Origin of the sequence: Streptomyces sp. NPDC057616, from assembly GCF_042800575.1 — a bacterium.
Lineage (GTDB): Bacteria > Actinomycetota > Actinomycetes > Streptomycetales > Streptomycetaceae > Streptomyces.
The window spans coordinates 75710-95700 of the sequence record NZ_JBHVGU010000039.1; the positions used below are offsets into that span (position 1 = coordinate 75710).

Consider the following 19991-nt stretch of genomic DNA (forward strand, 5'->3'; position numbering starts at 1 on the left):
CGCGAACATGCTGTTTGTGGGCGGCCTTTTTTCTTTGCTGTCTTTATGGTTGGCGGGGGGGGGTGGTTTCCCTCTCCTCACACCACCCCCCCACGGCGGTTGCGGCGAAGCGCCCTCCCGCGCTCAGCCTTGGCGCACGGGGATGGTCTTCGTGGCGGTCTTGGTCTCGGGCACCGGGATCGTGACGGTCAGGACGCCGTCCTTGTACTCAGCGGTGGCCTCCTCGCCCTTGGCCCCGGCCGGAAGCCGGACGGAGCGGGCGAAGGTGCCGTAGTGGAACTCCGTGCGGTGCTTCCTGGTCGTCTCCTCACCGCGCTCGGCCCGCAGGGTCAGAACGCCTTCCGTGACGGTGATCTCGACATCCTTGGCGGGGTCGATGCCCGGGAGCTCGGCCCGCAGCACGTACTTCTCGTCCGCCAGGAACTCCTCGATGCGGATGCCGTGCAGCCCGGGGACCGTGTGCGCCCCGGGGAATCCGGTCTCGACCCAGCCGAACAGGTCGGGCAGGGTCGGCCAGCCCGGCAGTCGCTCGATCATGCCAGCCATGTCTCCCTCCTCCTCTTGTTCTTCGCCGCTTCCAGCGTCCCGCGGCGCCGGCGGGCGCGCGTGAGCCGGTCGGGCCGTTACCGGGCCCGACCGGCCCTGGTGCCCCAACATCCCCCTGACATCCGCTGGTTGGGGCGCCGTCTCAGGTGGTCTCGCCGGCGTGCGAGGGCGGGACCGGGGTGTCCGCGTCCGGCAGGTCAGGGTCGAGGTCCGGGCGGCGGCGCGGTCCCGCGAGGGCGCAGTCCACGTCGACGACCCCCTCGACGGCGCGCACCAGCCGGGCGGCGACGGGCACGAGGCTCGTGTCGTCGATCCGGCCGGTCAGCCGTACGACGCCCTCGTGCACCTCGACCCTGATCGGTTCGGGCGGCGCGGGGAACAGGCCGGCGACGACCTCGTCGCGCACCTCGGCCGCGATCTCCTCGTCGTCCCGCAGGAAGACCCGCAGCAGGTCGGCCCGGCTGACGATGCCCCGCAGCACGCCCGCGTCGTCGACCACGGGCAGCCGCTTCACCTTCTTCAGCGCCATGAGCCGGGCGGCCTGGGCGAGGGTGGCGTCCTGCGCCACGGTGACGGCCGGCACGGTCATCAGCTCCTCGGCGGTCACCGCACCGGCCTTCATCAGGTCGGCCAGGCGGCGCAGCTGGGTGCGCCGGTCCGGGTCCCCGTCCCGGAACTCCTCCTTGGGCAGCAGATCGGCCTCGGAGACGATCCCGACGACCCGGGTCCCGTCCTCCACCACGGGCATCGCGCTGACCCGCCACTGCTGCATGGTCTTCACGATCTCCTTGAACGTCGCTCCGCGGCCGAGGGCGACGACGGTACGGGTCATCACATCGCTCACGATGTGCGGAGAGCCGTGCATGGCGTCCTCCAGGGTCCTTGTGTCACGCGGCGTACTCGCGTCGCCCCGCACTCCCAGCGTCGGTCACACCACCGCCGGCGGGCAGAGGGCCGTTCGGCCTGTTGCCGGGGGCCACGCAGCCCCTGCCCGGCGGCACCGCAGGCCAGGACGCTGAAGGTGAGGAGGCCCGCCGTGCAGGGGGCGGGCGAGGACCCGGGGAGGTGGAGGCCGTGCTTCGCCCCGTTGTCGTAGGGCTTGACGGTTCACGTGAGAGCCTCGCCGCCGCCGACTGGGCGGCCGGGGAGGCGTTGCGGCGCGGTCTGCCGCTGCGCCTGGTGCACGCGTGGGCGGGGCTGTCCTCCGAGACGTCGCAGCTGCCCGAGCTGGAGGCGCCCCGCTACTGGGCCCGGCGCATCCTGCGCGGAGCCATGGACCAGCTCAACGAGCGCCATCCGCAGGTGTATCTGAGTGCCGAGCAGGTGGCGCGGCCGGCGGTGGACGCGCTCGTCGAGGCGGCCGCGGAGGCCGAGCTGCTGGTCCTGGGCAGCCGGGCGTTCAGCGGTTTCGGCGGCTACATGGCCGGTTCCGTGGCGCTGTCGACGGTGGCCCGGGCGACGCGGCCCGTGGTGCTGGTGCGGGCCGACCGCACGCCCGAGGACGAGCATCTGCCCGACGCGGCGGGTCTGCCCTCGGAGCGCTCGCCGTACCGCGACGTGGTGGTCGGTGCGGACGTCTCGCACCCGTGCGAGGAGCTGCTCGCCTTCGCCCTCGAGAGCGCGGCGGTGCGCAACGCCCCGCTGCGGGTGGTGCACACCTGGCACGTGCCGTTCGCACCGCCGGGGGCCGGGGGCACGGTGACCGCCACCGCACAGCAGGCGGCCGAGCATGCGCTGGCCGATGAATTGCGCCCGTGGCGCGAGAAGTTCCCGAACGTACGGGTGACGACCGTGGTGGAGAACGGCCGCCCGGCGCAGCAGCTGCTGCACGCCGCGCAGGACGCCGGCCTGCTGGTCGTGGGCCGCAAGGTCCGCCCGGCCCGGCTCGGCACGCACACCGGTCCCGTCGCGCACGCGGCGATGCACCACGTCCACTGCCCGGTGGCGATCGTCCCGCACGAGTGAGGCCCGCGCCGGGCCGGGTCCGGAAGGGAAGTGCCGTGTTCCAGGTTCGTATCCACGGCCGTGGCGGCCAGGGCGCCGTCACGGCCGCCGAGTTGCTGTCGGTGGCGGCGTTCATGGAGGACCGTCACGCCCAGGCGTTCCCGAGCTTCGGATCGGAGCGGACGGGGGCGCCGGTGGTGGCGTTCTGCCGGATCGACGACCGGCCGATCCGGGTGCGTGAGCCGGTCATGCGGCCCGACGCCCTCGTCGTCCAGGACCCGACGCTGCTGCACCAGGTGGACGTTTTCGACGGACTGCGCCCCGACGGCGCCGTGCTGATCAACTCACCGCTCTCCGTCGCCGAGTTGGGCCTGACCGGGTTCTCCGGCCGCGCCCTGACCGTCCCGGCCACCGCACTGGCCGTGCGCCACTTCGGCCGTCCCGTGCCGAACGCCGTCCTGCTCGGCGGTCTGGCCGCGCTCACCGGCTGCGTGAGCGTCGACTCGCTCACCGCCGCGGTGCGCGAACGCTTCCCGGGCGACCTGGGGCAGGCCAACGCCGCGGCGGCCCGGGAGGCCTACGACCACGTCAGGAAGGCCCAGCGGGAGGAGCGGGCGCATGCTCAAGCAGACTGAGGGGTCGCGCGCGGTGGCGGAGACCGTCGCCTGCTGCCGGCCCGAGGTGATCGCGGCGTATCCGATCTCGCCGCAGACGCACATCGTCGAGGAGCTCAGCCGCCTGGTGAAGTCCGGGACGCTGAAGCCGTGCGAGTACGTCAACGTGGAGTCGGAGTTCGCCGCGATGTCGATGTGCATCGGGGCCTCGGCCGCGGGCGCCCGTGCCTACACGGCGACCGCCAGCCAGGGCCTGCTGTACATGGTGGAGGCCCTCTACAACGCCTCCGGGCTCGGCCTGCCGATCGTGATGACGGTCGCCAACCGGGCCATCGGCGCGCCCATCAACATCTGGAACGACCACAGCGACACCATGTCGCAGCGCGACTCCGGCTGGATCCAGCTGTACGCCCGCGACAACCAGGAGGCCGCCGACCTGCACCCGCAGGCCTTCCGGCTGGCCGAGGAGCTGTCGCTGCCGGTGATGGTGTGCATGGACGGCTTCGTCCTCACCCACGCCTGGGAGCGCATCGAGGTGCCGGAGCAGGCCGAGGTCGACGCCTTCCTGCCGCCGTACGAGCCACGGCAGGTGCTGGACCCCGAGGAGCCCGTGTCGATCGGCGCGATGGTCGGGCCGGACGCCTTCACCGAGGTGCGCTACCTGGCGCACGCCAAGCAGATGCAGGCGCTGGAGGCCATCCCACGGGTCGCCGGGGAGTTCCGCGAGGTCTTCGGGCGCGGTTCCGGCGGCCTGCTGCACCCGTACGCGTGCGAGGACGCCGAGACGATCGTCGTGGCCCTGGGCTCGGTGTTCGGCACGGTCTGCGACGTCGTCGACGAGATGCGCGAGCGCGGGGTGCGGATCGGCGCCCTGGCGATCACGTCCTTCCGGCCGTTCCCGCTGGACGCCGTGCGTGACGTGCTCGGCGGGGCCCGCCGGGTGGTGGTCCTGGAGCGGGCGCTGGCGGTCGGCATCGGCGGGATCGTGTCGGCGAACGTGCGCACCGCGCTCTCCGGCATCCAGCTGGACGGCCACACCGTGGTCGCCGGTCTCGGCGGCCGGCCGATCACCAAGGCGTCGCTGCACCGGCTGTTCGACGACGCGCTCGCCGGGCGGCTGGAACCGCTGACGTTCCTGGACCTCAACACCGAACTGGTGGAGCGGGAGTTGGCGCGGATGGCGCGGACCAGGCGGTCCGGCCCGTCCGCCGAGAACATCCTGCGGGACGCGGGGAGCAACCGATGAGCGCCGCACAGCAGGTCAAGTTCTACCAGGTGGGCAGCTTCGCCGCCGGAAACCGGCTGCTGGGGCCGGACTCGCAGTCCGACCAGGCCGACCCGGGCCGCTCCAACGCGCTCACCTGCGGTCACCGGGCCTGCCAGGGCTGCGGCGAGGCGCTCGGCGCCCGCTACATCCTGGACGCGGCCCAGCGCGCCTCCGGCGGCAAGGTGATCGCCGTCAACGCCACCGGATGTCTGGAGGTGTTCTCCACGCCGTATCCGGAGACCTCGTGGCAACTGCCGTGGCTGCACTCCCTGTTCGGCAACGCGCCCGCGGTGGCCGCCGGAGTGGCCGCCGCCCTGCGCGCCAAGGGCCGCACCGACATCCGCGTGGTCGGGCAGGGCGGCGACGGCGGCACCGTCGACATCGGGCTCGGCTGCCTGTCGGGCATGTTCGAGCGCAACGACGACGTCCTGTACGTGTGTTACGACAACGAGGCCTACATGAACACCGGCGTGCAGCGCTCCGGGGCCACTCCCCCGACCGCCCGTACGGCGACCACCCAGGCAGTCGGCGAGCAGCCCGGCGCCCCCTTCGGGCAGGGCAAGAACCTGCCGCTGATCGCGATGGCCCACGAGATCCCCTACGTCGCCACCGCCACCGTGGCGGGGCTGCGCGACCTGGAGGCGAAGGTGCACCAGGCGATGACCATGCGCGGCGCCCGCTACCTGCACGTGCTGGTGCCGTGCCCGCTGGGCTGGGGCACCGCCTCCCACGACACGGTGCGCATCGCCCGGCTGGCCGAACAGACCGGTCTCTTCCCGGTGTTCGAGGCCGTGGACGGTGAGGTCACCGATGTGACACCCATCCGGCGCAGGCTCCCCGTGGAGGAGTACCTGCGCCCGCAGAAGCGGTACGCGCACCTCTTCCGGCCGGAGCTCCAGAAGGACGTCATCGCCCGGCTCCAACGGACGGCCGACCGCAACATCGCCCGCTTCGGACTGCTGGCACCCCAGGAGGCGTCGCCGTGAAGGACAAACCGTTCGCGATCACTTTGAACGTCGGTTCCAGCCTGGCCAACCACACGGGCGCCTGGCGCACCGAACGGCCGCTCTACGTCGACCGGTTGCCGCCGTGCAACCAGGCCTGCCCGGCGGGTGAGAACATCCAGCAGTGGCTGTACCACGCGGAGAGCGGGGACTACGCGGCCGCCTGGCGGCAGCTGATGCGCGACAACCCGCTGCCCGCCGTCATGGGCCGCGTCTGCTACCACCCCTGCGAGACGGCCTGCAACCGCGTCCAGGTCGACAACGCGGTCGGCATCAACTCCGTCGAGCGCTTCCTGGGCGACGAGGCCATCAGGCGGGGCTGGACCGTGCCGCCGCCCTCGTTCGGCACCGGCAAGCGGGTACTGGTGGTCGGGTCCGGCCCGGCCGGTCTGTCGGCCGCGTACCATCTGCGGCTGATGGGCCACGAGGTGACGGTCCGCGAGGCGCAGGACCGCCTCGGCGGGATGATGCGCTACGGCATCCCGCGCTACCGCCTGCCGCGAGAGGTGCTGGACGCGGAGATACAGCGCATCCGCGCGCTCGGCGTCGCCTTCGAGACCGCCACCCGGGTCGACGACGTGCTGGCCGCGCAGCGGGACGGCGGCTTCGACGCCGTGTTCCTGGCCGTGGGCGCGGGCATCGGCAAACGCACGTACATCCCGGCCGGCGACAGCGCCCGCATCCTCGACGCGGTGGCACTGCTCGGCAGCATGGAGGGCGAGGGACCGCCCCTGCTGGGCCGCAAGGTCGCCGTCTACGGCGGCGGCAACACGGCCATGGACGCGGCCCGCACCGCGCGCAGGCTCGGCGCGACCGACGCCGTGGTGGTCTACCGCCGCACCCGCGACCGGATGCCCGCCCATGACATCGAGGTGGAGGAGGCGCTGGAGGAGGGTGTGCGGATGAAGTGGCTGTCGACCATCAAGCACGCCGACGAGGGCCGGCTCACCATCGAGCGGATGGAGCTCGACGATTCCGGATTCCCGCAGCCCACCGGCGAGTTCGAGGAGCTGGAGGCGGACAGCGTGGTGCTGGCGCTGGGCCAGGACACCGACCTCTCGCTCCTCAAGGACGTGCCGGACCTGGCCGTGGACCACGGCATGGTGCAGGTGGCCGACGGGCTGATGACCGGGCACGAGGGCATCTTCGCCGGCGGCGACATGGTGCCCGCCGACCGCACGGTCACCGTGGCCGTGGGGCACGGCAAGAAAGCGGCCCGGCACATCGACGCCTATCTGCGCGGCACGGAGTACGACCCCGGACCCAAGCACGGGCCCGCCACATCCGACCGGCTCAACACCTGGTACTACTCGGACGCCCCGGCCTCCGTGCGGCCGTCGCTCGAAGTGGCCCGGCGGGTCTCGACGTTCGACGAGGTGGTGCAGGGGCTCGACGAGTCGACCGCCCTGTTCGAGGCCCGGCGCTGCATGTCGTGCGGCAACTGCTTCGAGTGCGACAACTGCTACGGCGTCTGCCCGGACAACGCGGTCATCAAGCTGGGCCCGGGCAAGGGGTTCACGATCGACCTCGACTACTGCAAGGGCTGCGGACTGTGCGCGGCGGAGTGCCCGTGCGGGGCGATCGACATGGTGCCCGAGGAGTGAACCGCTCCGGTCGGTCAGCCGACGAACTCGCCGACGGCCGCCTTGAGTTCGGCCAGCCCCTTCTTGGCGTCGGTGAAGAACATGCCGGTCTTCGGGTCGGTGTAGAGCTCGTTGTCGATCCCGGCGTAGCCGTGGCCCATCGAGCGCTTGATGACGACGACGCTCCTCGCCTTGTCGACGTCGAGGATCGGCATGCCCGAGATCGCGTTGCCCGGGCGGCGGGCGGCGGGGTTGGTGACGTCGTTGGCGCCGATGACGAGGGCCACGTCGGCCTGCGGGAACTCCGGGTTGACCTCGTCCATCTCCTTCAGCTGCGGGTAGGGCACGTCGGCCTCCGCGAGCAGCACGTTCATGTGCCCCGGCATACGGCCCGCGACCGGATGGATGGCGTAGCTGACCTCGACCCCGTGCTCGGTCAGCAGCTGTGCCAGGGAGCCGAGTTCGTGCTGGGCCTGGGCGGCGGCGAGGCCGTAGCCCGGCACGAAGACGACCTTGCTCGCGTACGCCAGCTGGACCGCCACGTCGTCCACCGAGACGGCCCGCACCTGGGCGGGTGTCCCTCCGGCGGCCGCGGGCGCGTCGTCGCCGGTGCCGAAACCGCCCACCACGATGTTGGCGATCGACCGGTTCATGGCGTCGGCCATCAGCTTGGTGAGGATGCCGCCCGAGGAGCTGACCAGCATGCCCGCGATGATCAGCGCGGTCTCGTTCAGGACGAAGCCCGCCATCGCCACCGCCGACCCGGTGAAGGCGTTCAGCAGGGCGATCACGACCGGCATGTCCGCGCCGCCGATCGGCAGCACCATCGTCACGCCGAAGGCCAGGGCGACGGCCGCGAGGCCGTACAGCGGGGTGCGGGACGCGGGCTCCAGCACCAGCCAGACCGTGCCGGCGACGAAGGTCAGCGGGAGCAGCACGTTCAGCAGCCGCGCGCCCGGGAACACCACCGGCGCGCCGGAGACGACCCCTTGAAGCTTGCCCGCGGCGATCAGCGACCCGGAGAAGGTGACCGCGCCGATGACGATGTCCAGCGCTCCCGGGAGCGAGACCCGCGCGCCCAGCGCGGCCGGGTGGCCGGCCTGGAGCAGGTCGTTGACCGCGATGAGCGCGGCCGCTCCGCCGCCGACGGCGTTGAAGAGACTGACCAGTTGGGGCATGGCGGTCATCTTGACCTCGCGCGCGGCGTACAGGCCGAGCGCGGCGCCGACGAGACCGCCCGAGACGAGCACGAGCCAGCCCGTCGTGGTGATCGTGCCCTCGTGGGCCACCAGCCACACCGTGGCCGCGATCGCGACGGCCATGGCTCCGGCGGAGATCGCGTTGCCACGGCGGGCCGTCCGGGGGTGGTTCATCAGATGCAGGCCGAGCACGAAGCAGACGGCGGCGGCCAGGAAGACGTAGTGCACGGCGTTCGAGACGGTGTCCACGGCACTCACACCTTTCCCTTCCCGCCGTCGCGCGGGCGGGACCTGAACATCTCCAGCATGCGGTCGGTGACGACGTAGCCGCCGACGACGTTCATCGCGCCGAACACCATGGCCACGAAGGCGAGGACGTAGCCGAGCCAGGTGTGCGACTCCGCGGCGATCAGCATGGCGCCGATCACGACGATGCCGTGCACCGCGTTCGAGCCGGACATCAGGGGCGTGTGCAGGGTCGCGGGGACCTTGCTTATGACCTCGACGCCGACCAGGACGCTCAGGACGAACACGGTGATCGCGGTGAGGAGATCGAGGTCGTTCATGAGGGGGCTCCCTGGGTGAGCGCGGCCGTGATCTCGTCGGCCGGGTCGAGGACCAGCCGGCCGTCCTGCACGAGGTGGCGCAGGACCGCCACCAGGTTGCGGGCGTAGGCCGTGGAGGCGGCCGTGGCCATCGCGGACGGCAGGTGCCCGGCGCCGATCACGGTGACACCGTTGTCCAGGACGACCGTCTTGTCGGGCCTGGAGCCCTCGACGTTGCCGCCGAGTTCGCTCGCGGCGAGGTCGACGACGACCGAACCGGGCCTCATGGCCTCGACGGCAGCCGCCGTCACCAGCAACGGCGGCCTGCGGCCCGGGACTTGGGCGGTGGTGATGACGATGTCCGTACGGGCCACGTGCGCGTCCAGCGCCTCCCGCTGCGCCGCCTGCTCCGCCTCGGTCAACTCCATTGCGTAGCCGCCCGATCCGGCGCCCGATCCGGTGTCTGGCGGTCGCGGGATGTCCAGGAACCGGGCGCCGAGCGACGCCACCTCCTCCCGTGACTCGGGTCGTACGTCGTACGCGGTGACCACGGCGCCGAGGCGGCGGGCGGTGGCGATCGCCTGCAGTCCGGCCACGCCGGCGCCGAGGACCAGGAGTTGTGCGGGGCGGGCCGTGCCCGCCGCGGTGGTCAGCATCGGGAAGAAGCGGTCGTAGGAGTCGGCCGCCAGCACCGCCGCCTTGTAGCCGGCGACGCTCGCCTGCGAGGTCAGCGCGTCCATGGACTGGGCGCGGCTGAGGGTGCGCGGCAGCAGGTCGAGGCTCACCGTGCGCACCCCGCGCCCGTTCAGCTCCCGCACGAGGTCCGGGTGGCGCAGCGGCTCCAGCAGCCCGATCAGGATCTGCTCGCCGCGCAGCGCCCGCGCCGTCTCCGGGTCCGGCGGGCCGACGCACAGGACGGCGTCCGCGCGCGCGTACAGCTCCTCCGGGGCCACTACGCCCGCGCCGGCGTCGGTGTAGTCGGCGTCCGTGAACCAGGCACCGGATCCGGCCCCGGCCTCGATCAGGACGTCGAGCCCGATCCGGCGCAGGAGGGTGACGGCCTCCGGGACGAGGGCGACGCGGCGTTCGCCGGGCGCCCGCTCCCGTACGGCACCTACGGTGACGGTGGCCATGTGCTGCTGCCTCTCCCTGGGTCCCGGGGTCGCCGGGCCTCAGAACTCGAAGACCAGCCGGGCTTCGGCCCGTCCGCCGAGGACCTCGTCGAAGGAGTCGTTGACCTGGTCGAGGCGCCGGGTCTCGGCGATGACCTGGGTCCGTCCGGCGGCGTGCAGCGCGAAGACCTCGGCCAGGTCCTGGCGGGTGCCCACGATGGAGCCGATCACGGAGATGCCGCCCAGGACCGTGTCGAAGATGGGTACGTCGATGGACGCATTGTCCGCGGGCAGGCCGACCATGACCAGACGTCCACCGCGGTTGAGCGACCTGAACGCCTGCTCGAAGGCCTTGGGCGCGGCGGCGAGCACGACGGCCACGTCCGCCCCGCCGGTCTTCCTGATCTCCTCGACCGGATCGTGGGTACGGGCGTTGACGATCTGGTCCGCGCCGAGCCGGTGCGCCAGTCCGAGCTTGTCCGGCTCCAGGTCGACGGCGGTGACCAGGCCGCCGACGAGACGGGCGTACTGCAGCGCGAGGTGGCCGAGGCCGCCGACACCGAAGACCGCGACGCGCTCGGCGGGGACCACGTGGGCGACCTTGATCGCCTTGTAGGTGGTGACGCCCGCACAGGTCAGCGGAGCCGCCTCGAAGGAGGACACGCCGTCGGGCACCCGGACGACCGCGCCCGCGTCGGCGACGGCGTACTCCGCGTAGCAACCGTCCACGGAGTAGCCGGAGTTGACCTGCGACTCGCACAGGGTCTCCCAGCCGGAGACGCAGTAGCGGCAGGTGCCGCAGGACGAGCCGAGCCACGGCACCGCGACCCGCCGGCCGACCAGGTCGGGCGAGACGCCGGCACCGACCGCCGTCACGGGCCCGACACCCTCGTGACCGGGCACGAACGGCGGCCGCGGCTTGACGGGCCAGTCTCCGTGGGCGGCGTGGATGTCGGTGTGGCAGAGCCCCGAGGCCTCCATCTTCACGAGCACCTGGCCGGGGCCGGGCTCGGGAACGGGGACGTCCTGGATCTCCAGGGGCTTGCCGAAGTCGGTGACGACCGCTGCCTTCATGATCTGCTCCTCCACGAGGCCGATGTGGGGGTGCGACGGCCGGCCCGTGCGGCCTGGGTCGTGCACCATCCGTATGCCGTCCCGTTCTCCCGGGACCGCCATCACCAGCCTCACCACCCGCGAGGGGCGGCTGCAGAGGCCGAACGGCCCTGCGGCGGGGCCTGTGGGCTCGTGCCGGAAGGGCTGTCTCGCCCCCTCACCCGCGCGCGCGGGGCACTACCGCGGTGTCACCGGCGCGTGCCAGGCCAGCACGGTGCCGCCCGCGGGTCCGGGGCCGAACGTCATGGCCCCGCCCAGTTGTTCGGCCCGCTCGGCCATGTTGCGCAGGCCGCTGCGCCGGCCGCCGGGCGGGATGCCCACGCCGTCGTCCGTGACGGTCAGCCGGATCTCCCGGCCGTCCATCTCCAGGACGATGTCGGTACGGCCGGCCCCGGCGTGCCGGGCGACGTTGGTCAGGGACTCGGACAGGACGGCCACGACGTGATCGGCGACCTCCCGCGGCACGTCGGTGTCCAGCAGCCCTTCCATGCGCAGGCTCGGCGCGAAGCCCAGCACCTGGCCCGCCTCGCCGACCACACGCACCACGCGGGCCCGCAGTCCCGTGCCGGCGCCGTCCTCGCGGGCCCGCAGGCCGAAGATCGTCGACCGGATGATCTTGATCGTCTCGTCGAGGTCGTCGACCGCGCGCGCCACGCGGCCCGCGGCCTCATCGTGCTCTATGAATCGGCCGGCGCTCTGCAGCGTCATGCCGGTCGCGAACAGCCGCTGGATCGCCAGGTCGTGCAGGTCGCGGGCGATCCGGTCGCGGTCCTTGAGCACCGCGACCTCCTCGGCGTCGCGCCGGCGCTCCGCGAGCTCCATCGCGATCGCGGCCTGCGCGGCGAAGGACTGCAGCGGCTCGATCTCGGTGGCCTCGTAGACCGGCTGACCCAGCCTGCGCGCCAGCAGGACCACACCGCGCGCCCCTGTGCCACTCGCGCCGATGGGCACGGCGACGGCGGGGCCGAGTCCCCCGAAGCGCGGCGGCTCCGGGGAGATCCGCCCGTCGTGGACGACGTCCTCGCTGGTGACCGGGGCGGCCGCGGAGAAGGCCAGTCCCATCAGACTCGTCTCCATGGGCAGCACGAGGCCCCGGTGCGCCTCGGAGTCCAGCCCGACGGCGATCTCCACCGAGAGCCTGCCGGTGTCCTCCATGGGCAACGCGACCGCCGCCAGGGCCGAGCCGGTGATCTCGCCGGCCCGCTCGGCGATCAGGCGGAGCACCTCCACGCTCGACTCGCCGGACATCAGGCCGTGGGTGATCTCCGCGTTCGCCTGCAGCCAGCGTTCACGCAGCCGGGACTCCTCGTAGAGGCGGGCGTTGTCGATCGCGACACCGGCCGCGACGGCCAGCGTGGCCAGGACCGACTCGTCCTCCTCGTCGAACTGCACCCCGCCTCGCTTCTCGGTCAGGTACAGGTTGCCGAACACCTGGTCACGGACCCGGATGGGGACGCCGAGGAAGGTGTTCATCGGCGGATGGTGGGCCGGGAAGCCGTACGACTCCGGGTGCTGGGAGATCTTGGCCAGCCGCAGGGGCTCGGGATGCCGGATGAGCTCACCGAGGATGCCGTGGCCCTCGGGGTACGGGCCGATCTCGGCGATCGCCTCGTCGCTGACGCCGATCGTGTGAAAGGCGGACAGCCGCTTGCCGTCCGGCCCGATCACGCCGAGTGCGGCGTACTCGGCGTCGACCAGGGCAGCCGCCGCCTCCACGATGCTGTGCAGGGCCTGCTCCAGGTCGAGCTCGCGGCCGACCGAGAGCACCGCCTCCAGGAGGCTGTGCACCCGGTCGCGGGTACCGCGGGCCGCGTCCAGTCGCGCCTGCAGCTCCTCCAGCAGGTCGTCGAGCCTCAGCTGCGGCAGCCGTACGCGCGCGTCCTGGGACTGCTCAGGGCTTCCCACCGGTGCTTCCTCCCACTCCCACACACCGCCGACGGCCGACCATGCCGGTCAGGTGCCACGGTAGTCGTCCGGGGCGGAGCGCGATACGGGCTCCGGGAGGATCCGGCCGCTCCCGGGCCGGTCAGGCGCGCGGGAGCCGGGCGGCGACGTACTCGGTGAGGTCGAGCAGCCGGTTGGTGTAGCCCCACTCGTTGTCGTACCAGCCGAAGACCTTGACCAGCTCGCCGTTGGCCTGGGTCAGCGGGGCGTCCAGCACGCAGGAGGCGGGGTCGCCCACGACGTCGCGGGAGACGATCGGGGCGTCCGAGACCCGCAGCACGCCCTTCAGCGGCCCGTCGGCGGCCTCGCGGTAGGCGGCGTTGACCTCGTCCGCGGTGACGTGCCGGCTCAGGACCACGCCGAGGTCGGTCAGTGAGCCGTCCTCCACGGGCACCCGTACGGCGATGCCGTCGAGCGTGCCGGCCAGCTCGGGCAGGACCAGGCCGACCGCGCGGGCGGCACCCGTGCTGGTGGGGATGATGTTGACGGCGGCGCTGCGGCCGCGGCGCAGGTCCTTGTGCGGGCCGTCCAGGACCACCTGGTCGTTGGTGTAGCCGTGGATGGTGGTCATCAGGCCCTTGACGATGCCGAAGCGCTCGTGGAGCACCTTCACCATGGGGGCGACGCAGTTCGTCGTGCAGGAGGCGTTGGAGACCACGTGGTCGACGTCCGGGTCGTAGGTGTTCTCGTTGACCCCCATGACGAGCGTGGCGTCGACGTCCTTGCCCGGGACGGACAGCAGCACCTTGCGGGCGCCCGCCTTCAGGTGCGCCCCGGCCTGCTCGCGGGTGCGGAAGCGGCCGGTGGACTCGATGACGACATCCGCGCCGTACTCGCCCCAGGCGAGGGCTGCCGGGTCGCGTTCGGCGGTCACGGCGATGCGCCGGCCGTCGACAGTGAGGGAGTTCTCGTCGTGCTCGACGGTGCGGTGCAGGCGGCCGTACGTGGAGTCGAACTCCAGCAGATGGGCCAGCGTCGCCGGCGAGGTGATGTCGTTGACGGCCACGACCTCGACGGGTGTGCCGGTGCCGTTGTCGGCCCGCTCCAGCACGCAGCGCAGGTAGTTGCGTCCGATGCGGCCGAAGCCGTTGATGCCCACGCGTACGGTCATGTCCGTCGCCCTCCCGGTCGTGGCCCGGCTCCGTCCGGGCTCTGCCGCCAGCCTGCGGAGTGCGGACCGTGCGGGGCTTGGGCCGTACGGGGGCGATCCGGGGCCGTTCGGCCCGGGTGTCAGCGGCCCTGCTGCCGCAGCCGGTCCTGCGCCTGGGTGGCGATCACGGCGGCCTGGATGCGGCGCTCGACGCCGAGCTTGGCCAGCAGACGGGAGATGTGGTTCTTCACGGTCTTCTCGGCGAGGAAGAGCCGCTGGCCGATCTGCCGGTTGGTCAGCCCCTCCCCGATCAGGGCGAGGATCTCGCGCTCCCGGTCGGTCAGGCCCGGCAGCGCGTCCAGGTCCTCCTCCTGCTCCTGCCCGCCGCGCAGCCGGGCCATCAGCCTCGTCGTGGCGCTCGGGTCGAGCAGCGACTGGCCCGAGGCGACCGTGCGCACGGCCGACACCAGATCGGAGCCCTGTATCTGCTTCAGGACGTAACCGGACGCGCCCGCCATGATCGAGTCCAGCAGGGCCTCCTCGTCGTCGAACGAGGTCAGCATCAGGCAGGCCAGCTCGGGCATCCGCGAGCGCAGCTCCCGGCAGACGCTCACGCCGTCGCCGTCGGGCAGCCGCACGTCGAGCACCGCCACCTGCGGGCGCAGCGCCGGGACGCGGACCAGGGCCTGCTCGGCCGTGGAGGCCTCGCCGACCACCGTGATGTCCGGCTCGTCGTCGAGGAGGTCGCGCACCCCCCGCCGCACCACCTCGTGGTCGTCCAGCAGGAAGACCCGGATCGGGCCGTCGGGGCCCGACCGCTCGCCGTCCGCCATCGGATGCTCCTTCCCTGCGCGCCTCGCCGGCTTCCGTGGCCGGCGCCCGGTGTCGGGATACTCCTCGCTCGCCTGTCCGGGGGCCAGGGCCGGTCGGCCCTGATCCCCGGGCGTCTCTCCTTCCCGCTACCCGCCCGGTCCCCCGTCACGCCCCGCCTCCCGGGGGCGGGCAGGGCCGACCGGACGCGGACTGGGGCCGAACGGCCCTTACCGGGGGTGCCGGGGTGCGTTGCAATGATCGGCAGATGTGAGCCGCCGACCCGTACGGGAATCCGCCATGCGCCAGACCCACCGGGCCCTCGTGGGACCGCGCCGGAGCATCGAGCTCGACCGGGGCGAAGCCCTGCGCCTGCTGGGCACCGTGTCCCTCGGCAGGATCGTCTTCACCCGGCAGGCGCTGCCGACCATCCGGCCGGTCAACCACATCATGGACGACGGCGACATCGTCATCCGCACGCACGAGGGCGCGGCCCTCACCGCCCACACGCGTGAATCGGACGGCACGGGCGTGGTCGTGGCCTACGAGGCCGATGCCATCGACCCGCACACGCACCTCGGCTGGAGCGTGGTGGTCACCGGGTTCGCCCACCTGGTGACCGACCCGCAGGAGATCGACCGCTACCGGCGGCTGCTGCACCCCTGGGTGCACCGGACCATGGACTACGCGGTCCGCATCCGGCCCGATCTGATCACCGGCATCCGTCTCACCGACGCGGACGCCGACCGGTCCGACGACGGCTGAGACCGGCCCACGCGGCCGGGACCGACGGTCCCGGGAGCACCCCCAACGGCCCATGCCCGGCGCGGCGTTCCGGAACGACGCTGATTCTGGGCCCAGGTCGCCGCCGCGGCGCCACGGGCCGAAGGAGTTGATCGCCATGACGAGCCTGGCGAGTGCGACGGACTGTCCCGTGCGCGTGAACGCGGTGCTCGACCCGCAGCTGTCCCGCTGGCTGTGGCTGGTGAAGTGGATCCTGGTCATCCCCCACTACGTGGTGCTGTTCTTCCTGTGGATCGCCTTCACCCTGGTCAGTGTGGTCGCGTTGTTCAGCATCCTGTTCACCGAGCGCTACCCGCGGTCCCTGTTCGACTTCAACCTCGGTGTACTGCGCTGGAGTTGGCGCGTCGCCTACTACTCGTACGGTGCCCTGGGCACCGACCGCTATCCGCCGTTCAGCCTGGGCGAGGAGCCCGACTACCCGGCGCGGCTGGACATCGCCTATCCCGAACGGCTGTCCCGGGGACTGGTGCTGGTGAAGTGGTGGCTGCTGGCCATCCCGCACTACATCATCATCGGGTTCTTCCTCGGCGGCTACCACCTCGGCTGGTGGGACGGCGGCCTGGTCGCCGTGCTCGCGGTGATCGCGGCCGTGACGCTGGCCTTCACCGAGAAGTACCCCCGCAGCCTGTTCGACCTGATCCTCGGGCTCAACCGGTGGGTGCTGCGGGTCGCCGCCTACGCCGGCCTGATGACGGACGTCTATCCGCCGTTCCGCCTCGACATGGGCGGGACCGAGCCGTACGCGCCGGAGGACCAGGCATGACCGGGCCGGAGGACCAGGCATGACCGAGCTGCTGGTGGCCACCTTCCTGGTGGTGCACGGACTGCTGCACCCCGGCGTGTGGACGGCGCCGCAGCAGCAGTCCGGCGGCGCCCCGGCGCCGTTCACCCCCGGGCACTCGTGGCTGCTGGCGTCCGCGGGTGTCTCCACGGCGGCCGCCAGGACGGCGGCGCTCACGCTGGCCTGGTACACGGCCGTCGTGTACGTGGTCGCGGGCGCCGGGGTCCTGGCGGGCGGCGGCTGGTGGCCCGCGGCCGCGCTGGTCGCCGCGTGCAGCGGCCTGGTGCTCAAGGCGGTCTGGTTCGACCCGTGGCTGAGCGTGGGCGTGCTGCTGGACCTGGGCGTCATCGTCGCGGTGGCGTGCTCCTGGCCCGCGTCGCTGTACTGAAACGGGCCGTGGACCTGCTCGACCTCCCGCCTCCACGGACGGTCGGCTCCGGCCTGTCAGTCGTGCGGCACCACCGCGACCGGCGCGACGGCGTGCTGCAGCACCGCGTGGGTCACCGGGCCGATGTGACTGCCCACGGCCGCACGGCGGTTGGTGCGCCCGACGACGACCAGCGCCGCGTCGCGCGAGGCCTGCACGAGATGACGTCCGGCACTGCCGATCACGGCCTGCTCACGCACGTCCACGCCGGGGAACTTCTCCTGCCACGGGCGCAGGGCGTCCGTCAGCCGCTGCCGGATCAGCCCGGCCTGCTCCTCGCTGAGCCCCACGTCCATCGCGGCGCCGTAGCCGTGGGAGGCCGGCAGGCTCCAGCCGTGGACCACGCGGAGTCCGGCCGCACGGCGCTGCGCGGCCTCGAAGGCGAAGCGGATCACGGACTCGCCGGGGTGCTCCAGGTCGAGCCCGAGCACGACGTCGCGGTAGGGAGTGCCGGTGGACTCGGCGCCCGCGGCGTCCGGCAGATGCTCGTCCACGTCCCGCTCGTCGGCCCGTACGAGGACCACCGGGCGGTCCACACGGGCCACCAGCGCGAGGGCGACCGATCCGACGAGGAGCCCGGCGACCGTGCCGAGGCCCCGGGACCCCAGGACCAGCAGGTCGGCGTCCTCGGTGGCGGCCAGCAGGGCCGCGACGGGGTGGTCCCCGCTGTGCTCGGTCTCGATCCGCAGCGCGGGATACCGGTCGGCGAGCCCTGCGGCCGTCTGCCGCAGCAGGTTCTTCGCCCACGTTCCCTGCGTGTCCATGGCGCCGGGTGCCGGGATGCCGCCGAGCGGCGGATACACGTACGGCGTCTGGTCCCAGCCGTGCACGAGGCGCAGCACGGCCTCGCGCTGTTCGGCCTCGCGGGCGGCCCAGTCGGCGGCGGCGAGGCTCTGCGGGGAACCGTCGAGACCGACAGTGATCGTGGACATGTACGGACCTCCTTCGGGGGCGATGCCAGGCCAGTCTCCGGGCGGCGCGGGTGGGACAGGAGGTGCCTCACGTCCCTCGCCGGGGGCCGAACGGCCCCCGCGGGACGCACCTGTGACATCGCATCAGGCCGCGTCGCCGGGGAGACCGGATCTCGCCTCGGAGCGGACGTCGCCCGGGAGCCGATGTCGCCGGGGACCGGACGCCGCACCCGCCTCACGTGCAAGGCCCGAAGGGCCCGTAGTCAGGTCCGTTCACCTCACGTGCACAGGCGGTCGAGGAGGGATTCTTGAATCAGGCGGGACGCCGCGCACGGCATCCCAGGGGCTCCCCCCGTCCCCGACCGGTCACGGCGCCCGCCAGGGGGACGGCCCCGCGAAGGGCCGCGGCCGTACGTGGGTCGTCGGCCGCGTGCCCGCACGGTTGCATCCCGGGCGAGCACGTCCCCCGCCGGCCGCGGCGCACCCTGCGTCCCCGACCGGCCGCCGCGCGCGGCCGGGACAGGGCCGAGCGGGGAGGGAGGCGGTGCCGTAGGGCCCCAGGCCGCCGAGGCGCCGTTGGGCCGATGTGCCCGAGTCGTTGGGCCGTAGGTCCCTGTTTCGGCCCGCGGCCGTCACGGGCGTCGAACCCTGGTCGCGCCCCTGCTAGACAGAAGGTGCCGCGCAGTCGACGCGGTCCGCTTTCGCACCTCGATCCCCGTGCCCGGGAGGCCCCATGCTGTCCGCAGAGTCCGCCGCCGTGGTCCGTGCCACCCTTCCCGCGGTGGCCGGAGCGCTCGACGAGATCACGACGCGCTTCTACGGGTCGATGTTCCGGGACCGGCCGGAGCTGCTCGACGGCATGTTCAACCGGGGCAACCAGGCGAGCGGGGACCAGCGGCGCGCGCTGGCCGGCTCGATCGCCGGATTCGCGACCGCGCTGCTGGACAACCCGGACTCCCGGCCCGACGCGCTGCTGGACCGGATAGCGCACAAGCACGCGGCGGTCGGCGTCACCGACGACCAGTACACCGTCGTGCACAAGTACCTGTTCGCCGCGATCGCCGAGACGCTCGGCGGCGCCGTCACCCCGGAGGTGGCGGCGGCCTGGGACGAGGTGTACTGGCTGATGGCCGGCGCCCTGATCGGCCGGGAGGCGCGCCTCTACCACGAGGCGGGCGTCGAGCCGGGGCAGGGCTGGCGGCCGTGGACGGTCGTCGAGCGGCGTGTCGAGACCCCGGACGTGGTGTCCTTCCTGCTCCGCCCGGCGGACGGACTGCCGGCCCCGCGGGCGCGGGCGGGCCAGTACGTCAGCGTGCGCGTCCGCATGCCCGACGGGGTGCATCAGCTGCGGCAGTACAGCCTGTCCTCCGACCCGGGCCGGGAGCTGAGGCGCATCACGGTGAAGCGGGTGACCGGCACGGCCGTCGCACCGCAGGGCGAGGTCTCCAACCTGCTGCACAGCCAGGTCCACGAGGGCGACCGGCTGACGCTCTCCGCGCCCTTCGGCGACGTCTTCCTCGACGACCGGGCCCGGGAGACCGGCCCGCTGGTGCTGATCTCGGCGGGCATCGGCTGCACCCCCATGACGGGCATCCTGGCCCATCTGGAGGCCGACGCCTCGACCCGCGAGGTGCTGGTCCTGCACGCCGACGACTCCCCCGCCGAGCACGCGCTGCGCGCCGAGACGCGTGAGCTCGTCGAGCAACTGCCCGGTGCCCGCGCGGAGTTCTGGTACGAGCGTGCCGGATCCGAGGAACCCGCCGCCCGCACCGGCCTGATGGACCTCTCCGACGTGCGACTCCCCGACGGGGCAACGGTGTTCCTGTGCGGCCCGGTGCCCTTCATGCGCGACGTCCGCGCACAGCTGCTCGGCGCGGGAGTGCCCGCCCGGCTCATCCGGTACGAGGTCTTCGGACCCGACCTGTGGCTGCCCGGCTCCGCCGCCTGACGACCTACGGACCTTCCAGGAAAGGAGTCACCATGACCGGCGACAACAACCAGGACGCGCCCGCGGTGCGGCTGCGCTGCGACGGCGCGGTGGACGAGGCGAGCCTCGCCTACGCGCGCGTGAAGATCGACGCCGTCGTCGGCCGCTCAGGACGGCCCGCCGTCACCGGTGAGGTGCGCATCGTGCGGGCCGCGGCCCACGCCGATCTGCCCTGGTCGGCCGTGGCCGACCTGAACGTCGGCGGCCGGGCGGTGGTGGTCACCGCCGAGGAGGCCACCGGACGCGAGGCGGTCGACCAGTTGCAGGCCCGGCTGCGGCGCCAGATCGACCGCGCCGCGCACGCCTGGGA

At 72.8% G+C, this 19991-nt stretch carries 20 protein-coding genes; 10 read left to right on the top strand and 10 right to left on the bottom strand.

Annotated features, from left to right (window positions below; all coding sequences use genetic code 11):
* Positions 1–123: 123 nt before the first annotated feature.
* Positions 124–546, bottom strand: a complete 423-nt coding sequence (locus ACFU97_RS36885) for an Hsp20/alpha crystallin family protein (protein WP_384265185.1) — start codon at positions 544–546, stop codon at positions 124–126.
* Positions 547–688: 142 nt separating this feature from the next.
* On the bottom strand, positions 689–1411 hold the full coding sequence (locus ACFU97_RS36890) for a CBS domain-containing protein (RefSeq protein ID WP_384265187.1): 723 nt from the start codon (positions 1409–1411) through the stop codon (positions 689–691).
* Positions 1412–1620: 209 nt separating this feature from the next.
* Here ACFU97_RS36890 and ACFU97_RS36895 point away from each other — a divergent pair, with 209 nt between their 5' ends.
* Genes ACFU97_RS36895 through ACFU97_RS36915 form a run of 5 tightly spaced genes read left to right on the top strand, consistent with a single transcriptional unit; the run spans position 1621 to position 6979 of the window.
* Positions 1621–2511 carry a universal stress protein gene (locus ACFU97_RS36895; RefSeq protein ID WP_384265189.1) on the top strand — a complete coding sequence of 297 codons (891 nt, stop codon included), beginning with the start codon at positions 1621–1623 and terminating at the stop codon, positions 2509–2511.
* Positions 2512–2546: 35 nt separating this feature from the next.
* Positions 2547–3125, top strand: coding sequence for a 2-oxoacid:acceptor oxidoreductase family protein (locus tag ACFU97_RS36900; RefSeq protein ID WP_384265190.1), 579 nt, complete (start codon positions 2547–2549; stop codon positions 3123–3125).
* Positions 3109–4350: a pyruvate ferredoxin oxidoreductase gene (gene porA, locus ACFU97_RS36905; RefSeq protein ID WP_384265191.1), complete on the top strand. Its 1242-nt coding sequence runs from the start codon at positions 3109–3111 to the stop codon at positions 4348–4350. The genes ACFU97_RS36900 and porA overlap by 17 nt, the downstream gene beginning before the upstream one ends.
* Entirely contained in the window at positions 4347–5357 is a 1011-nt protein-coding gene (locus ACFU97_RS36910) for a thiamine pyrophosphate-dependent enzyme (RefSeq protein ID WP_384265193.1), read from the top strand. Before porA ends, ACFU97_RS36910 begins: the two co-directional genes overlap by 4 nt.
* Positions 5354–6979 carry an NAD(P)-binding protein gene (locus tag ACFU97_RS36915; protein ID WP_384265194.1) on the top strand — a complete coding sequence of 542 codons (1626 nt, stop codon included), beginning with the start codon at positions 5354–5356 and terminating at the stop codon, positions 6977–6979. Before ACFU97_RS36910 ends, ACFU97_RS36915 begins: the two co-directional genes overlap by 4 nt.
* 14 nt (positions 6980–6993) lie before the next feature.
* Here ACFU97_RS36915 and ACFU97_RS36920 read toward each other — a convergent pair whose 3' ends face one another.
* From ACFU97_RS36920 to ACFU97_RS36950, 7 genes are all read right to left on the bottom strand, one after another.
* The gene (locus ACFU97_RS36920; RefSeq protein ID WP_384265196.1) at positions 6994–8406 is read right to left on the bottom strand and encodes an NAD(P)(+) transhydrogenase (Re/Si-specific) subunit beta; all 1413 of its coding nucleotides are present in this window, start codon (positions 8404–8406) and stop codon (positions 6994–6996) included.
* 5 nt (positions 8407–8411) lie between these two features.
* The gene (locus ACFU97_RS36925) at positions 8412–8723 is read right to left on the bottom strand and encodes an NAD(P) transhydrogenase subunit alpha (protein WP_384265197.1); all 312 of its coding nucleotides are present in this window, start codon (positions 8721–8723) and stop codon (positions 8412–8414) included.
* Complete coding sequence (locus ACFU97_RS36930) at positions 8720–9835, bottom strand: NAD(P) transhydrogenase subunit alpha (protein WP_384265198.1); 1116 nt, start codon at positions 9833–9835, stop codon at positions 8720–8722. The genes ACFU97_RS36925 and ACFU97_RS36930 overlap by 4 nt, the downstream gene beginning before the upstream one ends.
* Positions 9836–9874: 39 nt before the next feature.
* Complete coding sequence (locus ACFU97_RS36935) at positions 9875–10888, bottom strand: zinc-dependent alcohol dehydrogenase (protein WP_384265200.1); 1014 nt, start codon at positions 10886–10888, stop codon at positions 9875–9877.
* A 216-nt stretch (positions 10889–11104) separates the two neighbouring features.
* Positions 11105–12832, bottom strand: coding sequence for a GAF domain-containing protein (locus ACFU97_RS36940; RefSeq protein ID WP_384265201.1), 1728 nt, complete (start codon positions 12830–12832; stop codon positions 11105–11107).
* Positions 12833–12953: 121 nt separating this feature from the next.
* On the bottom strand, positions 12954–13982 hold the full coding sequence (gap, locus tag ACFU97_RS36945) for a type I glyceraldehyde-3-phosphate dehydrogenase (protein WP_384265202.1): 1029 nt from the start codon (positions 13980–13982) through the stop codon (positions 12954–12956).
* Between the two features lie 119 nt (positions 13983–14101).
* Positions 14102–14794, bottom strand: coding sequence for a response regulator (locus ACFU97_RS36950; protein ID WP_384265204.1), 693 nt, complete (start codon positions 14792–14794; stop codon positions 14102–14104).
* Between the two features lie 277 nt (positions 14795–15071).
* On the opposite strand from ACFU97_RS36950, the gene ACFU97_RS36955 reads away from it, so the two are divergent.
* The 3 genes from ACFU97_RS36955 to ACFU97_RS36965 all read left to right on the top strand — a co-directional run bounded on the left by ACFU97_RS36955 (position 15072) and on the right by ACFU97_RS36965 (position 16744).
* Positions 15072–15536 carry a pyridoxamine 5'-phosphate oxidase family protein gene (locus ACFU97_RS36955; RefSeq protein ID WP_384265205.1) on the top strand — a complete coding sequence of 155 codons (465 nt, stop codon included), beginning with the start codon at positions 15072–15074 and terminating at the stop codon, positions 15534–15536.
* Positions 15537–15672: 136 nt separating this feature from the next.
* Positions 15673–16338, top strand: a complete 666-nt coding sequence (locus ACFU97_RS36960; protein WP_384265207.1) for a DUF4389 domain-containing protein — start codon at positions 15673–15675, stop codon at positions 16336–16338.
* Positions 16339–16357: 19 nt separating this feature from the next.
* Positions 16358–16744: a hypothetical protein gene (locus ACFU97_RS36965; protein WP_384265208.1), complete on the top strand. Its 387-nt coding sequence runs from the start codon at positions 16358–16360 to the stop codon at positions 16742–16744.
* Between the two features lie 56 nt (positions 16745–16800).
* Here the strand turns inward: ACFU97_RS36965 and ACFU97_RS36970 are convergent, their stop codons facing one another.
* A complete protein-coding gene (locus ACFU97_RS36970; protein ID WP_384265209.1) occupies positions 16801–17715 on the bottom strand; it encodes a universal stress protein in 915 nt (304 codons plus the stop codon).
* Positions 17716–18427: 712 nt separating this feature from the next.
* Between ACFU97_RS36970 and ACFU97_RS36975 the strand changes: the two genes are divergently transcribed.
* Both ACFU97_RS36975 and ACFU97_RS36980 read left to right on the top strand, forming a co-directional pair.
* Complete coding sequence (locus ACFU97_RS36975) at positions 18428–19642, top strand: globin domain-containing protein (protein WP_384265211.1); 1215 nt, start codon at positions 18428–18430, stop codon at positions 19640–19642.
* Positions 19643–19674: 32 nt separating this feature from the next.
* Positions 19675–19991 (top strand): hypothetical protein (locus ACFU97_RS36980; protein ID WP_384265212.1); only part of this gene is annotated, 317 nt, incomplete at its 3' end.

Coding starts and splice junctions, on each gene's coding strand:
- ACFU97_RS36885 (WP_384265185.1), bottom strand. CDS start 546: ATGGCTGGCATGATCGAGCGACTGCCGGGCTGGCCGACCCTGCCCGAC.
- ACFU97_RS36890 (WP_384265187.1), bottom strand. CDS start 1,411: ATGCACGGCTCTCCGCACATCGTGAGCGATGTGATGACCCGTACCGTC.
- porA (WP_384265191.1), top strand. CDS start 3,109: ATGCTCAAGCAGACTGAGGGGTCGCGCGCGGTGGCGGAGACCGTCGCC.
- ACFU97_RS36910 (WP_384265193.1), top strand. CDS start 4,347: ATGAGCGCCGCACAGCAGGTCAAGTTCTACCAGGTGGGCAGCTTCGCC.
- ACFU97_RS36925 (WP_384265197.1), bottom strand. CDS start 8,723: ATGAACGACCTCGATCTCCTCACCGCGATCACCGTGTTCGTCCTGAGC.
- ACFU97_RS36930 (WP_384265198.1), bottom strand. CDS start 9,835: ATGGCCACCGTCACCGTAGGTGCCGTACGGGAGCGGGCGCCCGGCGAA.
- ACFU97_RS36935 (WP_384265200.1), bottom strand. CDS start 10,888: ATGAAGGCAGCGGTCGTCACCGACTTCGGCAAGCCCCTGGAGATCCAG.
- gap (WP_384265202.1), bottom strand. CDS start 13,982: ATGACCGTACGCGTGGGCATCAACGGCTTCGGCCGCATCGGACGCAAC.
- ACFU97_RS36950 (WP_384265204.1), bottom strand. CDS start 14,794: ATGGCGGACGGCGAGCGGTCGGGCCCCGACGGCCCGATCCGGGTCTTC.
- ACFU97_RS36955 (WP_384265205.1), top strand. CDS start 15,072: ATGCGCCAGACCCACCGGGCCCTCGTGGGACCGCGCCGGAGCATCGAG.
- ACFU97_RS36960 (WP_384265207.1), top strand. CDS start 15,673: ATGACGAGCCTGGCGAGTGCGACGGACTGTCCCGTGCGCGTGAACGCG.
- ACFU97_RS36965 (WP_384265208.1), top strand. CDS start 16,358: ATGACCGAGCTGCTGGTGGCCACCTTCCTGGTGGTGCACGGACTGCTG.
- ACFU97_RS36970 (WP_384265209.1), bottom strand. CDS start 17,715: ATGTCCACGATCACTGTCGGTCTCGACGGTTCCCCGCAGAGCCTCGCC.
- ACFU97_RS36975 (WP_384265211.1), top strand. CDS start 18,428: ATGCTGTCCGCAGAGTCCGCCGCCGTGGTCCGTGCCACCCTTCCCGCG.